The 14,867-nt window shown below is 68.9% G+C and carries 13 protein-coding genes and 1 pseudogene; 12 read left to right on the top strand and 2 right to left on the bottom strand.

All coding sequences use genetic code 11. The features are described from left to right. The first annotated feature begins 267 nt into the window (after nucleotides 1–267). The 4 genes from OG522_RS02875 to OG522_RS02890 all read left to right on the top strand — a co-directional run bounded on the left by OG522_RS02875 (nucleotide 268) and on the right by OG522_RS02890 (nucleotide 4,065). On the top strand, nucleotides 268–693 hold the full coding sequence (locus OG522_RS02875; protein WP_329461317.1) for a hypothetical protein: 426 nt from the start codon (nucleotides 268–270) through the stop codon (nucleotides 691–693). 311 nt (nucleotides 694–1,004) lie between these two features. Further along, the gene (locus OG522_RS02880; protein ID WP_329461318.1) at nucleotides 1,005–1,994 is read left to right on the top strand and encodes a phospholipase; all 990 of its coding nucleotides are present in this window, start codon (nucleotides 1,005–1,007) and stop codon (nucleotides 1,992–1,994) included. 256 nt (nucleotides 1,995–2,250) lie between these two features. After that, nucleotides 2,251–3,012 (top strand): endonuclease/exonuclease/phosphatase family protein, encoded by a 762-nt coding sequence (locus OG522_RS02885; RefSeq protein ID WP_329461319.1) that lies wholly within the window; start codon nucleotides 2,251–2,253, stop codon nucleotides 3,010–3,012. Nucleotides 3,013–3,672: 660 nt separating this feature from the next. Next, complete coding sequence (locus tag OG522_RS02890) at nucleotides 3,673–4,065, top strand: hypothetical protein (protein ID WP_329461320.1); 393 nt, start codon at nucleotides 3,673–3,675, stop codon at nucleotides 4,063–4,065. 96 nt (nucleotides 4,066–4,161) lie between these two features. Here OG522_RS02890 and OG522_RS02895 read toward each other — a convergent pair whose 3' ends face one another. Next, entirely contained in the window at nucleotides 4,162–5,124 is a 963-nt protein-coding gene (locus OG522_RS02895) for a DUF1259 domain-containing protein (protein WP_329461321.1), read from the bottom strand. A 735-nt stretch (nucleotides 5,125–5,859) separates the two neighbouring features. On the opposite strand from OG522_RS02895, the gene OG522_RS02900 reads away from it, so the two are divergent. The 8 genes and pseudogenes from OG522_RS02900 (at nucleotide 5,860) to OG522_RS41180 (ending at nucleotide 14,078) form a co-directional block, all read left to right on the top strand. Continuing rightward, nucleotides 5,860–6,444: an alpha/beta hydrolase gene (locus OG522_RS02900; RefSeq protein ID WP_329461322.1), complete on the top strand. Its 585-nt coding sequence runs from the start codon at nucleotides 5,860–5,862 to the stop codon at nucleotides 6,442–6,444. Between the two features lie 22 nt (nucleotides 6,445–6,466). Beyond that, a complete protein-coding gene (locus tag OG522_RS02905; RefSeq protein ID WP_443074650.1) occupies nucleotides 6,467–7,732 on the top strand; it encodes an IS701 family transposase in 1,266 nt (421 codons plus the stop codon). Between the two features lie 149 nt (nucleotides 7,733–7,881). Beyond that, nucleotides 7,882–9,003 carry an IS630 family transposase gene (locus OG522_RS02910; protein ID WP_443074651.1) on the top strand — a complete coding sequence of 374 codons (1,122 nt, stop codon included), beginning with the start codon at nucleotides 7,882–7,884 and terminating at the stop codon, nucleotides 9,001–9,003. Nucleotides 9,004–9,009: 6 nt separating this feature from the next. After that, entirely contained in the window at nucleotides 9,010–9,360 is a 351-nt protein-coding gene (locus OG522_RS02915) for a hypothetical protein (RefSeq protein ID WP_329461323.1), read from the top strand. 93 nt (nucleotides 9,361–9,453) lie between these two features. Next, a complete protein-coding gene (locus tag OG522_RS02920; protein ID WP_329461324.1) occupies nucleotides 9,454–9,930 on the top strand; it encodes a nuclear transport factor 2 family protein in 477 nt (158 codons plus the stop codon). Nucleotides 9,931–10,259: 329 nt separating this feature from the next. Beyond that, nucleotides 10,260–10,886 (top strand): TetR/AcrR family transcriptional regulator, encoded by a 627-nt coding sequence (locus tag OG522_RS02925; protein WP_329461325.1) that lies wholly within the window; start codon nucleotides 10,260–10,262, stop codon nucleotides 10,884–10,886. A gap of 101 nt (nucleotides 10,887–10,987) precedes the next feature. Further along, nucleotides 10,988–12,577, top strand: a complete 1,590-nt coding sequence (locus OG522_RS02930; protein ID WP_329461326.1) for an FAD-dependent monooxygenase — start codon at nucleotides 10,988–10,990, stop codon at nucleotides 12,575–12,577. Between the two features lie 81 nt (nucleotides 12,578–12,658). After that, nucleotides 12,659–14,078: pseudogene (locus OG522_RS41180) on the top strand (MFS transporter). Between the two features lie 33 nt (nucleotides 14,079–14,111). On the opposite strand, the gene OG522_RS02945 reads toward OG522_RS41180, so the two are convergent. Next, nucleotides 14,112–14,849, bottom strand: a complete 738-nt coding sequence (locus OG522_RS02945; protein WP_329461328.1) for a LysR family substrate-binding domain-containing protein — start codon at nucleotides 14,847–14,849, stop codon at nucleotides 14,112–14,114. Between the last annotated feature and the right edge of the window lie 18 nt (nucleotides 14,850–14,867).

The following is a 14,867-nucleotide window of genomic DNA, read 5'->3' on the forward strand; positions in this document are numbered from 1 at the left end:
CACTCCACGCGGTACCGCACGCCGCCTACAGCCGGACGGGCCGCTCGGCAGCCTCCTGTTGCCGAGCGACTCTCCCTCCGCATGAGCTGCTCCTGAAGCTGGTGCGGGGCGCAGTGCGCCCGATGCCGTTGTGATGGATTTGTGAAGGCGCCGCGCGGGGTGCAACGGCCGGGGCGACCGGCTCATCTGATTGGTCGGCGAGGCACACCGAGCGCCTTGGTGGACACGGCCTCGCCAGGCAGGGGGAAACCCCCGGGAGGGAAGTCCATGACCAGGACGAAGAAGACCGGGATGAGGGCGCGGGGCGGCCGGATGGCCGCGATCGGGGCGCTGGGCCTGGCCGCGGTGACGCTGGCCGCCGGGCCGGCGTTCGCGAAGGGAGGCGTGAAGATCACCGCGCCGCAGACGGCGCATGTCGGCCGTACCTTCGCGGTCACGGCCCACGGGGACGAAGACGCGGCGAGCTACTTGCAGATATGCCTGGAAGCGCGCAGCGGCGGACCCGCGTGGCACCAGGCGACCTGCGGTGCTGTTGTCGCCGCCGGCTCCGATGCGCACGTCACCGCGCACGTCAAAGCCGCGCACAGCGGCGGCCAGGAATACCGTGCGGTGGTGTACGGCCTGATCGCTCCCGGCGACCGTCACCCGGTACGCGAGAGGACATCTGGCGTGGCGAAGGTGGCCGTCCGCTGAGTCCCGCAGAGGGGCGACGGATGTGGCGCGCCGGAGGCTCGGCACCCGGCTCCGCGAGAGTGCGGTAGCGCAGGCGCCCCGCGTCCCGCGCTCCGCAACGAGTGCTGCGATGCCCGTACTTGGCCTCCTCTGACAGGCTCTGACAGGCTCTGAGGCCGATCGACCCCATTCCGCCCGTGACATCGTTCCCGCACGAGGTGCTTGCGGCCGTTGCCGGACGGCGAACCTGATCGTCACGCGCCGTCTGCGCTGCGGAAACCGCTTTTCGCGGAGCACCGGATTTCACAACACGAAATGAAGGAGCAGTCTCCTTGACCATTCACTTACGACGAGGCGGCCGCCCGCAGGTGTTACTGGCGCTGATGGCGGCGCTGTGCGGGATCGTCGGTGCCACCGTGCTCGGTTCGACCCCGGCGGCAGCAGCCGATCAGCGTCACGCGATCTACGCCATCGCGCACCGGGTCGACACCCTGGACGGTGTGGACGCCGCGCTCAAGCACGGGGCCAACGGCATCGAGATCGACGTCTGTGCCTGGTACAACCCGAACGAGTGGCGTGCTTATCACGACTGCTCCTCGGCCGGTGAAACCCGGCACGGCCCCAGCTTCGACAGCATGATCGACCGCATCGTCTCGAACGCCAAAGCAGGGCGCCGACTGGCACTGGTCTGGCTGGACATCAAGGACCCCAACTACTGCGGAGAAGCACCCAACCGCGCGTGCAGCGTCGCCGGTCTGCGTGACAAGGCACAGAGGCTGACGGCTGCCGGGATCCAGGTCCTCTACGGCTTCTACGAGTACCACGGCGGCAGCACCCCCGACGTCGGCGGCAGGGGCTGGAAGAGCCTGGAGAACAGGCTCGGCCCCCTGGAGGGCATCACGACGACCGGAACCCGCGACCAGGCCCAGGGCGCCTTCAACCGGTCCGGTTCCGGATTCCCGGCGGGTCACCGGGCCATGGACTACGGCGACTCCGACATCTCCAAGGGTTTCGGCAACTGCACCGAAGCCACCTGGAACACGTGCGCTGAACTGAAGAAGGGCGCCGGGGACCGGTCTGCCGGACGCCTCGGGGCAACGCTGTCCTGGACGACCACGTACAACGACCCTTGGTACGTGGACAAGTTGCTGGGCGATGCGCGCGTGGACGGCATCATCGCGGGCTACGGTGCCTTCACCGGAGTTCGCGAGTACGACGACAGCTGGCAGTGCGCCAACGCCATCAACCTCGTACGCGACTGGGTGAACCACCACAGCTCCACTCACCGCATGGCCACCAGCGCCGACCGCCTGTTCAAGTAGCGCCCCCAGCCGGGCCCGTGCGGCCTGGGCACACCATGGGCACCATGGGCAGCCAAGGCCGTGCGGCCTGGGCGCCATTGGGGCTGGAGACCGTCGGCCGGAACCCTGGCCGACGGTTTCTCGTTTCTTGAAAAGATCGTCGTGCGAAGCCACCAGATGCCTGGAGGCCGACGAACAGGAATGGGACGCCGCAGCACCCCCGTCCGGGCAGCTGAGCGCCATCTCGCATCGCGCCGTCCCGGTGGAAAGGTGAGGCATGGAGAGGGAAAGCGTGCGGGACCTACCCGGATCGGCGACGGAACCCGACGGCTCCGTGGTCGTGCGCGTGCTCAGTTACAACATCCGCTCCATGCGGGACGACGTCCCGGCCCTCGCCCGGGTGATCCGGGCCTGTCGGCCCGACGTTGTCTGCGTTCAAGAGGCGCCGCGGTTCTTCCGCTGGCGCAAAGCCGCCGCCCGCCTCGCCCGGACGTCCGGGCTCGTGTACGTGTCGGGCGGCGCCACCGCTTCCGGGCCCATGATCCTCTCCTCGCTGCGCGCCCATGTGGAGCGCACCGAGGACGTTCTGCTGCCCCGCACTCCCGGCCTGCACCAGCGGGGCTTCGCGACGGCCGTGCTGCGGTTCGGCCGGGCCCGGCTCGGCGTGCTCAGCTGCCACCTGAGCAGCAACGGCCAAGAGCGCTACGAGCAGGGCCGACTGCTCCTTGAGCGGCTGTCCGCCCTGGACGTGCCGTACGCCGTCGCCGCGGGCGACCTCAACGACCGGCCGGAGGGTCGTACCTTCGGCCTGCTCGCGGGTGCCCTCCAGGACGGCTGGGCGACGAAGCCGTGGGGGCGAGAGCACACCACCCGGCTCGGCGATCCGCTTCAGCGGATCGACGCGGTGTTCGCGACGGAGGGCGTGGAGGTGCTGGGGTGCGGAGTGCCGATGGGACTCCCCGACATCTCGGAACGAGACCTCCGGGCAGCCACGGACCACCTGCCAGTACTGGCCGCTTTGCGGGTCCCCTCCGCATAGCACGGGCTCTCCCCCCGGCTCCGGTCCTCGAACTACCCGGCTACTACGGCGAACTTCCCTGCGGGCGGGCTGAGTTCACGTGACCGGATGGTTCGGACTGGACTGTACGGAGGAAGCCGGGTGACCTAGCCTGCATGCCGTCGTTGAAGGGGTCGGAGAAGCACGCAAGGGTCCCGAGGCCTGACCGGCCCCGGGACCCTTGTGCGCTCAAGTCCCAGCCGACCGGGCCGGGGTATCGGACATGCGTGTCCATGCCGGTGGGCGCCGGCGGCCAAGAGGTTCGCTTCTGCGGGTGCGCTCGGCCGCTGCCCGTCGGTGGAAGGCGGGCGTACCAGTTCCCTACTGGCGACTACCCACAGCCCAGCCTCCCGTCCGGCCCTGACGGAGCGGGCGGACTTGCCGGGGCCCGGCCTTGACGGCTGCTCGGCTCCGTGTCCGGTGCCGGTGAGCGGCTCGCCCGTAACGGGCTGGATGCGGGTATGAGCCGCTACGGGAGAGCACGGAGCGAGTGATTGTCCATTATCAGGCCAGTGAGTTGCATATTGGTCTGAATGAGTGCAATTTGTGACGTCTTCTGCCTGCTCCTCGTTCTAGGGGCGGCGGGTTTCCCACATGGCAAGCCTGTCACCCCTCTCTGATCCATTGAATGGGAGCACAACCGTGATCAAGCAGGTTCTGGCCGGGGCGGTTTTCGCCACTGCCGCAACGATGGCCATCGCCGTGCCCGCCTCGGCGCACACCATGGGGCCCGAGGCCAAGACCATCCCCACCAACGCGCACGACAGCATCCGCTCTGCCCGCATCGGCCAGGGCCCGACGTCGAGCGGCACCGGTGCGACGGACTTCGGGACCCGCAGCGGTGACACCGCCATCGCGGGTGACTCCGGCGGCATCCTCAACACCTACGGCGCCCCGCTCATCAACGTCGACGGACGCTGCCTGGTTCCGCTGCCCGAGGGCGAGGGCATCGGCGGACACCTGCTCGGTGGCCCCAAGGCCGCGTGCAACGTCGCGCCCGTCGACCAGTTCCAGGCCCCGCAGAAGCTGCTCTGACCTTCGCTGGCCTTGCTCCACAGCCCCCTGCCGCGCAGGCTGCCCGCGCGGCAGGGGGTTTTTGGTATCAGCACGAGCCACGGTTCAGGTGCGTGGTCAGGTGCGTGGTGTCGTGTTGGTGGCGCTCACCGCACGTCGCAGGGCTCTTGCCAGGGTGACGGCATCGCCGACGGCCCAGACGTGGGTGAAGAAGAGTCGGGGGTCGTCGGCGAGGGCATGGTTGTGGAGCCCGACGATGTCGATGTTGCCCTGGCGCAGCGCGGCAAGGACGTCGTTGACTTCGTCAGCGATCATGACCAGGTCACCGTTGATCGCGGCTTGGCTCTCGCCCAGCGGCTGGAAGTTGAGCGCGGAGGTCGAGCCCAGCCCCGGGGGCAACACCAGCCCCTCGTCGGTAATGGTTTCGCGGCGGACGAAGATGCATTTGTAGACACCATCCTCGCTGTAGCCCTTGACTCCCAGCGCGGCGTCGATGCCGGCGGTGTCCAGATCGACCGGCTCGTGAGCCGCCGACTGTACGTCCATGGGGGTCCGCGTCGCGTCCAGTGCCGCGCGCAGCCCTCGGGCCAGCGCCACCGGATCGCCGCCGCGGGCGTGGGCATGGGTCCACCACAGATCCGGTGTGTGGGCGAGCAGGTGCTTGTGGACCGCGGTCTGCATGAACCCGTGAGCCTGCAAAGCGTCCGTCATCTGTTGTAGCTCGCCCTCGGTGGCAACCAGATCGCCCATGACCATGCTGCTGCCATCCGCGTAGCGCACAAACCCCACATGGGACCCGAGTGCGAGGCCCGGCATGACCGTCACGCCGTCCGAGATCACCTCGAGATCCGTGCGCAGGAACGCCGTGTGGTAGTCGAAAGCACCCATCATGTTGCCGGGACGACCCAGGGCCCCGGCCACTGCCCGCCAGTCCCCCGCGGTGGTACGCAGCGGCCGGATCGGCTCCCGGCGCACCGAGGCGACCGCGCGGGCGGGTCCGGCAGACAGGGCGGTCGCAGCGCCTCCGGCCAGTACGGGTACGGCCGCGGCCAGCACCCGCCGACGCGGCGTCAGTGCCACGGCGGAACCGTCCCGTTCTCGATGGACGTTCATCAGATCAGCACCTCCATGGCCACGAGAGAACCACGCGCCAAAGGCGATTCCCCGCAGACATGACCGGCGGGGTACGAGACGTCCCTCCCCCGGGCGCTCGCAGATGGATGGTTACGGTTCCCTGCCCGCCCCGGTTGGTAGACCTGCCTGGTCAAGAGCCACCGGCGGGAGCACCTCCGCCCCGTAGGCGCAGATGCAGGACAGGCCCTCTCACACATCCGGCCGCAAGGACCAGACGCCGCGGCGGCTGTGGGGGGCCGTGTCAGCTGCCGTGGACCCGCACAAGATCATGGACGGTCCCGAACGTGGCGCCGCGCCGCCTTCTCACGGTGGACCGGCCGCCCCCGCTCGCATCACGATGCTGAACAACGACAAGGCGCTCAGCTCTGCCCCGCCCGGCTCCCAACCCAGCTTGTCCGAGGCGGAAGTCGGGTCGGAAGGCAGGAAGATCACGAGGGGCCCGGAACGACGCTGCTGCGGCCGTCCACTCCGAAGCGGGTTTGATTAGCCACGCTCAACGTGTCTTGAGCCATTCGGCGTTGTCGGTCGGAGCCTCAACCGCCAGCGTGTCAGGGGCAAGTGGGCAGGCCATGTCTCCATCCATGAACGCGCGTGCCCCCAGGCATCGGGCTGACCAACTTCTCTCGTATGACGGTCAGTTGACGACCTTCCGTACGCCTTCCTACTTGAAGGAGTCCTGACATGCCACTACGTGAACGGATCAGCTTCGCCGGTGAGGGGGCCGAGCTCGTCGGCAACCTCTTTCTGCCCGATCCCTCGGGCACCGATGACGCCACCCCGCTTCAGGGCGTCGTGGTCGCCGGCACCTGGACCAGTGTGAAGGAGCAAATGGCCGACCGGTACGCCGAGGAACTCGCCCGGCGCGGTTACGCCGCCCTCTCCTTCGACTTCACTGGATACGGTGAGTCAGCCGGTGAGCCGCGGGACTACGAATCTCCGCAGCTGAAAGTCCAGGACCTCAGCGCGGCGGCCGACTTCCTGACCGGGCATCCAGCGGTGGACGACGGGCAGTTGGGCGTGCTCGGAGTGTGCGCGGGCGCGATGTACGTGAGCGCCCTCGCCGCCGAGGACCCGAGGGTGAGGTCGCTTGCTCTGGTGGCCCCATGGCTCCACGACGGCCGCATCTGCAAGGAGAACTACGGCGGCCCGGAGGGATCGAAGCGAAGAAGGCGGCAGCGGCCGAAGCCCGGCGCAGGTACGAGGACACCGGCGAGGTCACCTAGTAGGGCTTGGTCAGGTTCACTCGCTGGCGGCGTGTCCGTTTGATCGGCTGTGTCGTTGACCGGGTGTGCTGGGTGGGGAGTTGGCCGCGGTCCGGTGTGATCTGGAGGACTTCGCGGCCGAGATGTTCGAGCCGTTCTCGCGGGCGGATCAGCGCCGGTGGGGCGAGGTCTACCTGCGGGGCCTGCTGCTGGACGGTCGGCGCAAGTCGGTGGAACCGATGGCCGCCCGACTGGGTAAGGACGGCAACCGACAGGCCCTGGCCCACTTCATCACCACCAGCCCATGGGAGGCGGCGCATGTGCGTGCCCGTCTCGCCTGGCGGATGCAGCAGGTGATCAAACCGACGGCACTGATCGTCGATGACACTGGCTTCCTCAAGAACGGGGAGGCGTCGGCGTGTGTGGCCAGGCAGTACACCGGCACCGCGGGCAAGGTCACCAACTGCCAGGCCGGCATCTCGCTGCACCTGGCCTCCGACGGCGCCTCGGCGGCCGTTGACTGGCGGCTGTTCGTGCCCGAGAGCTGGGACCCCGCCTCGCCGAAGGCCGATGCGGCCAAGGTGGCCCGCCGCACCACGTGCGGCATCCCCGACGAGATCGGCCATGTCGAGAAGTGGCAGCTGGCCCTGGACATGATTGATGAGACGAGGTCGTGGAGTGTTGATGTCCCGCTCGTCGTCGCCGACGGTGGCTACGGCGATGCGGCAGTCTTCCGACTGGGTCTGGAAGAACGCGGGCTCCGCTACGTGGTGGGGATCTCCACCACGACCACCGCCCAGCCGGAAGCGGCACGGCCGCATGCCCCGCCTTATCGCGGTCGCGGCCCACGGCCGCGGCCCGCCTACCCCGAGCCGGCCCGGACGGTGAAGAAGCTGGTCATCGAGGCCGGCAAGCGGGCCGCGAAGCCGGTGCAGTGGCGGGAAGGCTCCCGACCGGGCAGCGGTCGCAGCGGCGTCAAGCGCATGTACTCGCGGTTCGTGGCCCTGCGGATCCGGCCCGCTGGACGCGAGATCCGCAAGAACACCGCCGGTCCGGAACTGCCCGTGCGCTGGCTGCTGGCCGAATGGCCTGCCACCGAACCCGAGCCCGTGCAGTTCTGGCTGTCCAACCTGCCCGCCGACACGGCGCTGGCCACCCTCGTGCGCACCGCGAGACTGCGCTGGCGCATCGAGCACGACTACCGCGAGATGAAACAGGTCCTGGGCCTGGCTCACTTCGAAGGCCGCACCTGGAGAGGCTGGCACCACCACGTCACCCTCGTCTCCGTCGCGCACGCCTTCTGCACCCTCCAGCGCATCACCCGATCCCCAAAAGGGACGGCGCCGGTCTGAGCCTCTACAAGGTCGCCCGCGAACTGCAGTTGCTCCTCGCGCTCTGGACCGGCGCCTGCCCCACCTGTCACCGCAACATGCCAGAACCGATATCAACCTGACCAAGCACTACTAGTGTCCTGCGCCAGTAGTGGTTCGTTAGTTGTTGTGTGACTTCTGCTGCTGGTGCGTCAGTTCCTCGTCGGGGTCCGAAGCTGGAGCCGTTACTCCTGGCCGAGGACGAGCGTGCGGTGCTCGAGCGGTGGACCCGCCGTGCGAAGTCGGCGCAGTCACTTGCTCTGCGGGCGCGGATCGTGCTGGCGTGTGCGGGCCCGCAAGTGCCGCCGATCGTGGAGGTGGCCCGGAACCTGGGGGTGGCTGCGGACACGGTCCGCAAGTGGCGGCGCCGGTTCCTGGCTCAGCATCTGGACGGGCTGGTGGATGAGCCCCGGCCGGGCCGGCCGCCCGTCATCGGTATCGATGCGGTGGAAGCCGTGGTGGTGGCGACCCTGGAGGAAATCCCGAAGAACGCGACCCACTGGTCGCGTTCTTCGATGGCGGACCGCAGCGGGCTGTCGAAGTCGACCGTCGGCCGGATCTGGCGGAGGTTCCAGCTCAAGCCCCATCTGACGGACACCTTCAAACTGTCGACGGATCCGTTGTTCGTGGAGAAGGTCCACGATGTCGTCGGCCTGTACTTCAACCCGCCCGAGGGCGCGGTGGTTCTCTCGGTGGACGAGAAGTCCCAGATCCAGGCCCTGGGCCGGTCCCAGCCCGTACTGCCGATGATGCCGGGCATGCCCGAGCGACGCACCCATGACTATGTGCGCAACGGGCTGACCACCCTGTTCGCCGCGTTCGGCGTCGCCACCGGTGAAGTCATCACCGCCCTGCACCGACGCCACCGGGCCCTGGAGTTCAAGAAGTTCCTGATCCGGATCGACAAGACAGTCCCTGCCCACCTGGCGGTCCATCTCATCGTCGACAACTACGGCACCCACAAGACCCCCACGATCAGAGCATGGCTGGGCAGACACCCCAGGTTCCACCTGCACTTCACCCCGACCTACTCATCCTGGCTCAACCAGGTCGAGCGGTGGTTCGGCTTCCTCACCGACCAGAAGATCCGCCGCGGCACACACCACAACGTGCAAACCCTAGAAGCCGACATCCGCACATGGGTCGAGGAGTGGAACACCAACCCCAAGCCATTCATCTGGACCAAAACCGCCGCAGAAATCCTCGACTCCCTCGCCCGCTACTGCCAACGGATCTCCGGCGCAGGACACTAGGTGCCCGTGGTCAGTGGCAGCGAACCGGACGCCGCCATGCCCTTCGACATCGACTTCTACCTCAACCCGCAGCGCGGCGGCACCAAGCGGTGGCCCAACCGCTTTGCCGTCATGGCTTGGAGCGGCTGGCTGGACTTCGACGCCATCGCGATCGCACCGCAGTTGACCGCTCCGTACTGCTCGTACACAGCGAGGACCCCGCCCATCCCGGACGGCGCCCGCCGCTTCCACGACAACCTCGCCGGGCCCAAGACCTTCCTCTGGACCGAGGGCGTCCAGTTCGACTTCTACGACCAGCCGCCCCAGGTCGGCCTCGCCGCGGACGCGGCGGCCGAACATTTCGCCCGCACGCTGTGAGCAGGCTGCGCCCCACATCCCGCAGACCACATCCGCATCCGCATCCGCCACCCAACCTCCCCCTTCCTCACCCTCACTGGAGACCGCTTCGCCATGCCCGACTCCCCTGCAGCCGCCGTGCCGTGTCCTGCTCTGACCCGGATCGAGGTGGCCGAGACCTGTACCCGGATGGCCGTGCACGCGGATCGCCGTGAATGGGAGCTGCTGCGTGGCCTGTTCGCCGACGAGGTGGTCCTCGACTACACCAGCTTGAACGGCGGCGAACCGGTCCGGCTCACGCCGCACGAGATCGTCGACGCCTGGTCGGCGACGCTCGGCGGCTACGACGCCGCCCAGCACCTGATCGCCAACCACCTGGTCCAGTTCACCGGGGACCGCGCCGTGTGCAGCGCCTCCTTCCAGGCCACCCACCGTCTCGCCGGTCCCCATGGGTCCCCCTTGTGGACGCTCGGCGGCGACTACCGCTGGGAACTGGCACGGACCGCCGACGGGTGGCTAATCAACTCCGTGGTCATGACGGCAACTTGGGGCGACGGCAACAAGGGTCTGCCTGCGCAAGGGGCCGGTTGACCGACCGCACGCGGGGCGGCACCCTCGCCGCCCGGCATCGCGCCGCTTCACCGCGCCCCCCACCGGCCGCGGCCGACGCGTCAGCGGTCACACCTGCCCCCGATCTCGCTCGCACATCGTCAAGCACGCCTCAGTGATGGGGCTCTTTGAATTTCCCCACCGTCTGCTCAGGGGTTGGACAAACCTGCTCAGTTGATCTCCCCGCCCATCCCCTTTGTGGGCTTGCTCGGCGTGGCGGGATGGGTCCGTGCTCCGTGTTGCTCTAACGACAGAAAGTTGCCATATCGGTAAGCTTGCCAATTCGGCAATATTTGCCTACGGTGGCTGACATGACAGAGGGAGACGACACGCGCATCGGGCTGCGGGAGCGCAAGAAGCGGGAGACCCGCGTCGCGCTGAGTCAGGCCACGATCGGCCTCTGCGTGCAGCGAGGGTGGAACAACGTGACGGTGGAGGACATCGCCGCCGCAGCGAACGTGTCCGTGCGCACCTTCCGCAACTACTTCTCCAGTAAGGCCGAGGCGATCGCAGCCAGCCATCTGGAGCGCATGCTGCGGATCGCCGACTCACTGCGCGCGCGGCCGGCCACCGAGCCCTTGTGGGACTCGATCGCCCATGCCGTGCAGGCCCAGTTCGTGCCGCAAGGCGACACCGTGAGGTCTCCCCGTGACCGGCGCTGGACGGACGGGCTCCGGCTCATGCTGGCCGAACCGGCCCTGCAGGGGGAGGTCGTCAAGGCGAACGCGGCCGCACAGGAGGAGCTGGCCAAGGCGATCGCCGAACGCACCGGTACTGACGTCACCCGGGACGTGTACCCGAAGCTGGTTGCCGCGGTGATCGGCGCGAGTAGCGCCGTGGCCGTGGAGCACTGCCTGCACGCGGATCCGCCCGCCCCGCTCGCCCCGGCGCTGCGCGAGGTCTTCGACCGGGTCGCCGCGGGCCTTCCCGCTCCTTGAGAACGCGTACGAACCGATCCCGATCGGCCGGTGCCTGGCCGGTCCGCCCTGCCCTTCCTCCATCCACATAAGACTCCACTCATGTAAGAGGGGACACGCTGGTGATCACTGATGTCGTCATAGTCGGCGGCGGCCCGAACGGGCTGATGCTGGCCTGCGAACTAGCCTTGGCCGGGATCCGTCCGGTCGTGCTGGAAAGCCTGCCCACGCCGAGCGAGGAGCCGAAAGCGAACGGACTGCTCGGCCAGGTCGTGAAAATGATCGACCGCCGAGGGCTGTACGAGCGCCTCAGCGGAGTGCCGGGGCCGCCGCAGCCGAACTCGGCCTACTTCATGTTCGCCGCGATGGGCCTGAACCTGAGCCTGCTCCAGGACAGCCCGATCTACGGCCTGCCGGCGCCGCAGCAGCGCATCGTCCAGGTCCTCCAGGATCGGGCCATCGAACTCGGGGTGGAAATCCGGCGGGGGCACGAGGTCGTCGGCCTGTCGCAGGACGACCAGGCAGCGACCGTGGACGTCGCGGGGACGGACGGGGCCTACCGGTTGCGCGTCCCTTACGTCGTCGGGGCGGACGGAGCACGCAGCATCACGCGCAAGCTGTCCGGCATCGGTTTCCCCGGCGTCAGCTATGACCGCAGGACCACCCGGACGGCGCACGCGACGGTACCGGCGGCATGGGTGGATCCCACGACCGGCGCGCTGGACGTGCCCGGCTACGGACCCGTCCTGCCGTTCCTGCCCCACCGCACCGAGCACGGCGGGTTCTCCTACGCGCCCTTCCCCGGCCACCCGCCGCTGGTCAGCACCACCGAGTGGGACCAGCCCGAGACTGAGACGCCGATCAGCCTCGACGAGCTCGGGGCGAGCATCCGCCGCGTACTCGGCGCCGACCTGCCCCTAAGCCCGCCCGCCGGCGAGGGACCACACGTACTGCGCCGGTTGACCGGCGGCAACACTCGAGTCTCCGAACACTTCCGGGACCGCCGCGTGTTCCTCGTCGGCGACGCGGCCCACGTCTACGCCGCAGGGGGCGGCCCCGGGCTCAACCTCGGCCTACAGGACGCGGTCAACCTTGGCTGGAAACTCGCCGCCGCCATCCACAGCAACGCCGGGCCCGAACTGCTCGATAGCTACGAGGCCGAGCGCCGGCAAGCCGCCCACCGCATGGTCGTCAACGCCCAGGCACAGTCCGCGCTGACCGCCCCGGGCAGCGACGTCACCGCGCTGCGCGAGCTGTTCACCGAACTCCTCGGCCACCCGAACACCATCCAGCACCTCGCCGACCTCACTGCGGGCACCGACGTCCGCTACGCCATGGGCGGCCCCGACACGCACCCCCTGGTCGGCCGGTTCGCGCCGGACATGGAACTGCACACCCCCACCGGGACGGTCCGGCTGGCGGAACTCACCACAGCCGCACGGCCACTGCTGCTCGACCTGACCGAAGACGCATCGGCTGCGCAGGCACTCGCACACTGCCACGACCAGATGGACATCGTCACCGCACAGCCCCAGCACCCCGCCCCCGCGGCCACCGCCCTGCTGCTGCGGCCCGACTGCTATGTGGCATGGGCAACAGCCGCCCCCCACCCCGACCCGGCCGACCTGGACGCCCTCCGGATGGCCACCCAGCAATGGTTCGGCGTCATTGAACCCGCCCGCTGCGAGTCGGAACCCCTCAGAACGACATGAGGGTCGTTGAGACCGCAACCAAGTGGGGAGTCTGAGTACCCCTGGGGAAAATCACAGATCCTCATCATCAGGAGTGCCCTGGTGAAATTCACCCTCAAGTCCGCCCCTTCCCCCGGCGCCGCGGTCGCTGCACCGCAGACAGGCCGCGGCGGTTCCTCCCTCGTACTGGGGGCAGCCCTGTTGGGCTTCTTCCTCATCTCACTGGACGCGTTGATCGTGACCGTTGCGCTGCCCGACATCGGCCGCGGTCTTGGCGGCGGCATGTCCGGCCTGCAGTGGGTGGTGGATGGATACACGCTGATCTTCGCCGCCCTGATGCTCTCCGCGGGCGCCCTGTCCGACCGGGTCGGGGCCCGGCAGGCGTACGGTGGCGGGCTCGTCCTCTTCGGATTGGCCTCGGCGGCCCGCGGGTTCGCGCCAAGCCTCGGCGTACTGGTGGCGGCGCGGCTGGTTCAGGGAGGCGCGGCGGCCCTGATGATGCCGGCGTCGCTGGCGCTGATCCGGCAGGGCTTCCCCGACCAGGCCAGGCGGGCCTGGGCGATTGCGGTCTGGACCGTGGGCGGCGCGGTCGCGGTGGCGGCCGGACCGGTCCTCGGCGGAGCGCTCACCGCATCCGTGGGCTGGCGCTGGATATTCTTCGTCAACCTGCCGGCAGGTCTGCTGGCGCTCGCCCTGCTGGCTCGCGTACCAGTCTCGCCGCGGCTGCCCTGCACGTCTCGACCTGGTCGGGCAGGTGACGGCGGTAGTCGCGATGGGTGCCCTGACGTACGGGGTGATCGAGGGTGGCGACCAGGGTTTTGGTCGCCCGCTCGTGGTGGTGTCGCTGCTGGTGGCCGTGGTGGCGGCAGCCGTATTTCTGGCAGTGCAGGCCAAGGGGGCGCATCCGATGCTGCCGCTGGCGCTGTTCCGCTCGCGGGTGGTGGCGGTGTCCTTGGTGGTCGGCTTCATGCTCAACGCCGCTTACTACGGTGGGGTGTTCGTCTTCAGTCTGTATCTGCAGCAGGAGCGCGGGCAGTCGGCGCTGCACGCGGGCATGATGTTCATTCCGATGACGGCGCTGGTCGCCGTGGTGAACCTGGCCTCGGCGAAGCTGGCCGCGCGGTTCGGCCCGCGGGTGCCGATGGCCGCGGGTCAACTCATCGGAGTTTCAGGCCTGTTGGCACTGCTCACCGTCGAGCCCTACACGAATGTGTGGGTGGTGGCGACACTGATGGTGCCGGTCGGTCTCGGCGGTGCGCTGACGATGCCGGCACTGACCGCCATGCTCCTCGACGCGGTACCCGCGGACCGGGCGGGCACGGCCGGCGCGGTCCTCAACACCGGCCGCCAGGCCGGCGGAGCGATTGCGGTGGCCGTGTTCGGGGCGCTGCTGACCGGAGCCAACACGTTCCTGGCCGGTATGCGGTCGAGCATGCTGCTCGCGGCGGCCGGACTCGTCCTGACCACTCTCGCGACGCTGACGTTGCCACGGGGCAGGCCGCACCGGGCCTCCAGACCATGAGACGTGTCGCGGGTCGCGAAGGGCCCTGACGTATCAGGTCCGGCCGACCGCCTCTGGGATGAACTCAAGGACGGTCGATATGAACGCCCGGAGCTCGGCGGTACAACCCGCGTCGCGCCACATGAGCACGTAGTCGACGGACGGCGCGTCGCGAAACGGGACGTACACGATGTCGGGTCGACCGTGGTAGTGCCTCGCCCGGACAGAGGCCACCGTGGCTCCCTTGCCCACCCCGACCAGTGAGAGGACCTCCTGCCATCCCACAGCGGCCGGTCCGTGTCGGATCGGGCGGCCCTGGGGGGTGCGGCGGGGGAAGAAGGCGTCACGCCAGGCGCGGGACACCCCGACAGCCGTGATCAGCGGCAGCACCGCGAGATCCTCCAACGACAGGGATTCCTGAGCCGCCAGAGGATGGTCGGCGGGCACGAGGAGGGCACGCGGTTCGGAGAACACGACGGGTCCCACGGTGATGGCCGGGTCTTCGACGGGAGGCTCGGCGACCACCAGGTCGACGTCCTCGCTCTGCAGGGCCACGATGGCCGCGTTGTACGTCACTTCCTGCAACTCGACGGTGCAGTGCGGGTAGCGCGAGTTGAGTACGTCGGCCGCCCGGACGATGAGGTCACCGGACCACGGCGCGGTGAATCCGACGCGCAACACACCGGCCAGGCCCCGGCACGCTGCTGACGCGTTGGCGACGGCCTGCTGGACCCGCTGGTATGCGGGAAGCAGTTCGGCGTGGAGCTGGCGGCCGACCGGGGTGAGTGCCACACGGCGGTTGTTGCGTTC

Source organism: Streptomyces sp. NBC_01431 (genome assembly GCF_036231355.1).
Taxonomy (GTDB): domain Bacteria; phylum Actinomycetota; class Actinomycetes; order Streptomycetales; family Streptomycetaceae; genus Streptomyces.

Bases quoted from the DNA above. Each gene is read 5' to 3' on its own strand.
- OG522_RS02885 (WP_329461319.1), top strand. From the start codon at position 2,251: ATGGAGAGGGAAAGCGTGCGGGACCTACCCGGATCGGCGACGGAACCC.
- OG522_RS02920 (WP_329461324.1), top strand. From the start codon at position 9,454: ATGCCCGACTCCCCTGCAGCCGCCGTGCCGTGTCCTGCTCTGACCCGG.
- OG522_RS02875 (WP_329461317.1), top strand. From the start codon at position 268: ATGACCAGGACGAAGAAGACCGGGATGAGGGCGCGGGGCGGCCGGATG.
- OG522_RS02925 (WP_329461325.1), top strand. From the start codon at position 10,260: ATGACAGAGGGAGACGACACGCGCATCGGGCTGCGGGAGCGCAAGAAG.
- OG522_RS02900 (WP_329461322.1), top strand. From the start codon at position 5,860: ATGCCACTACGTGAACGGATCAGCTTCGCCGGTGAGGGGGCCGAGCTC.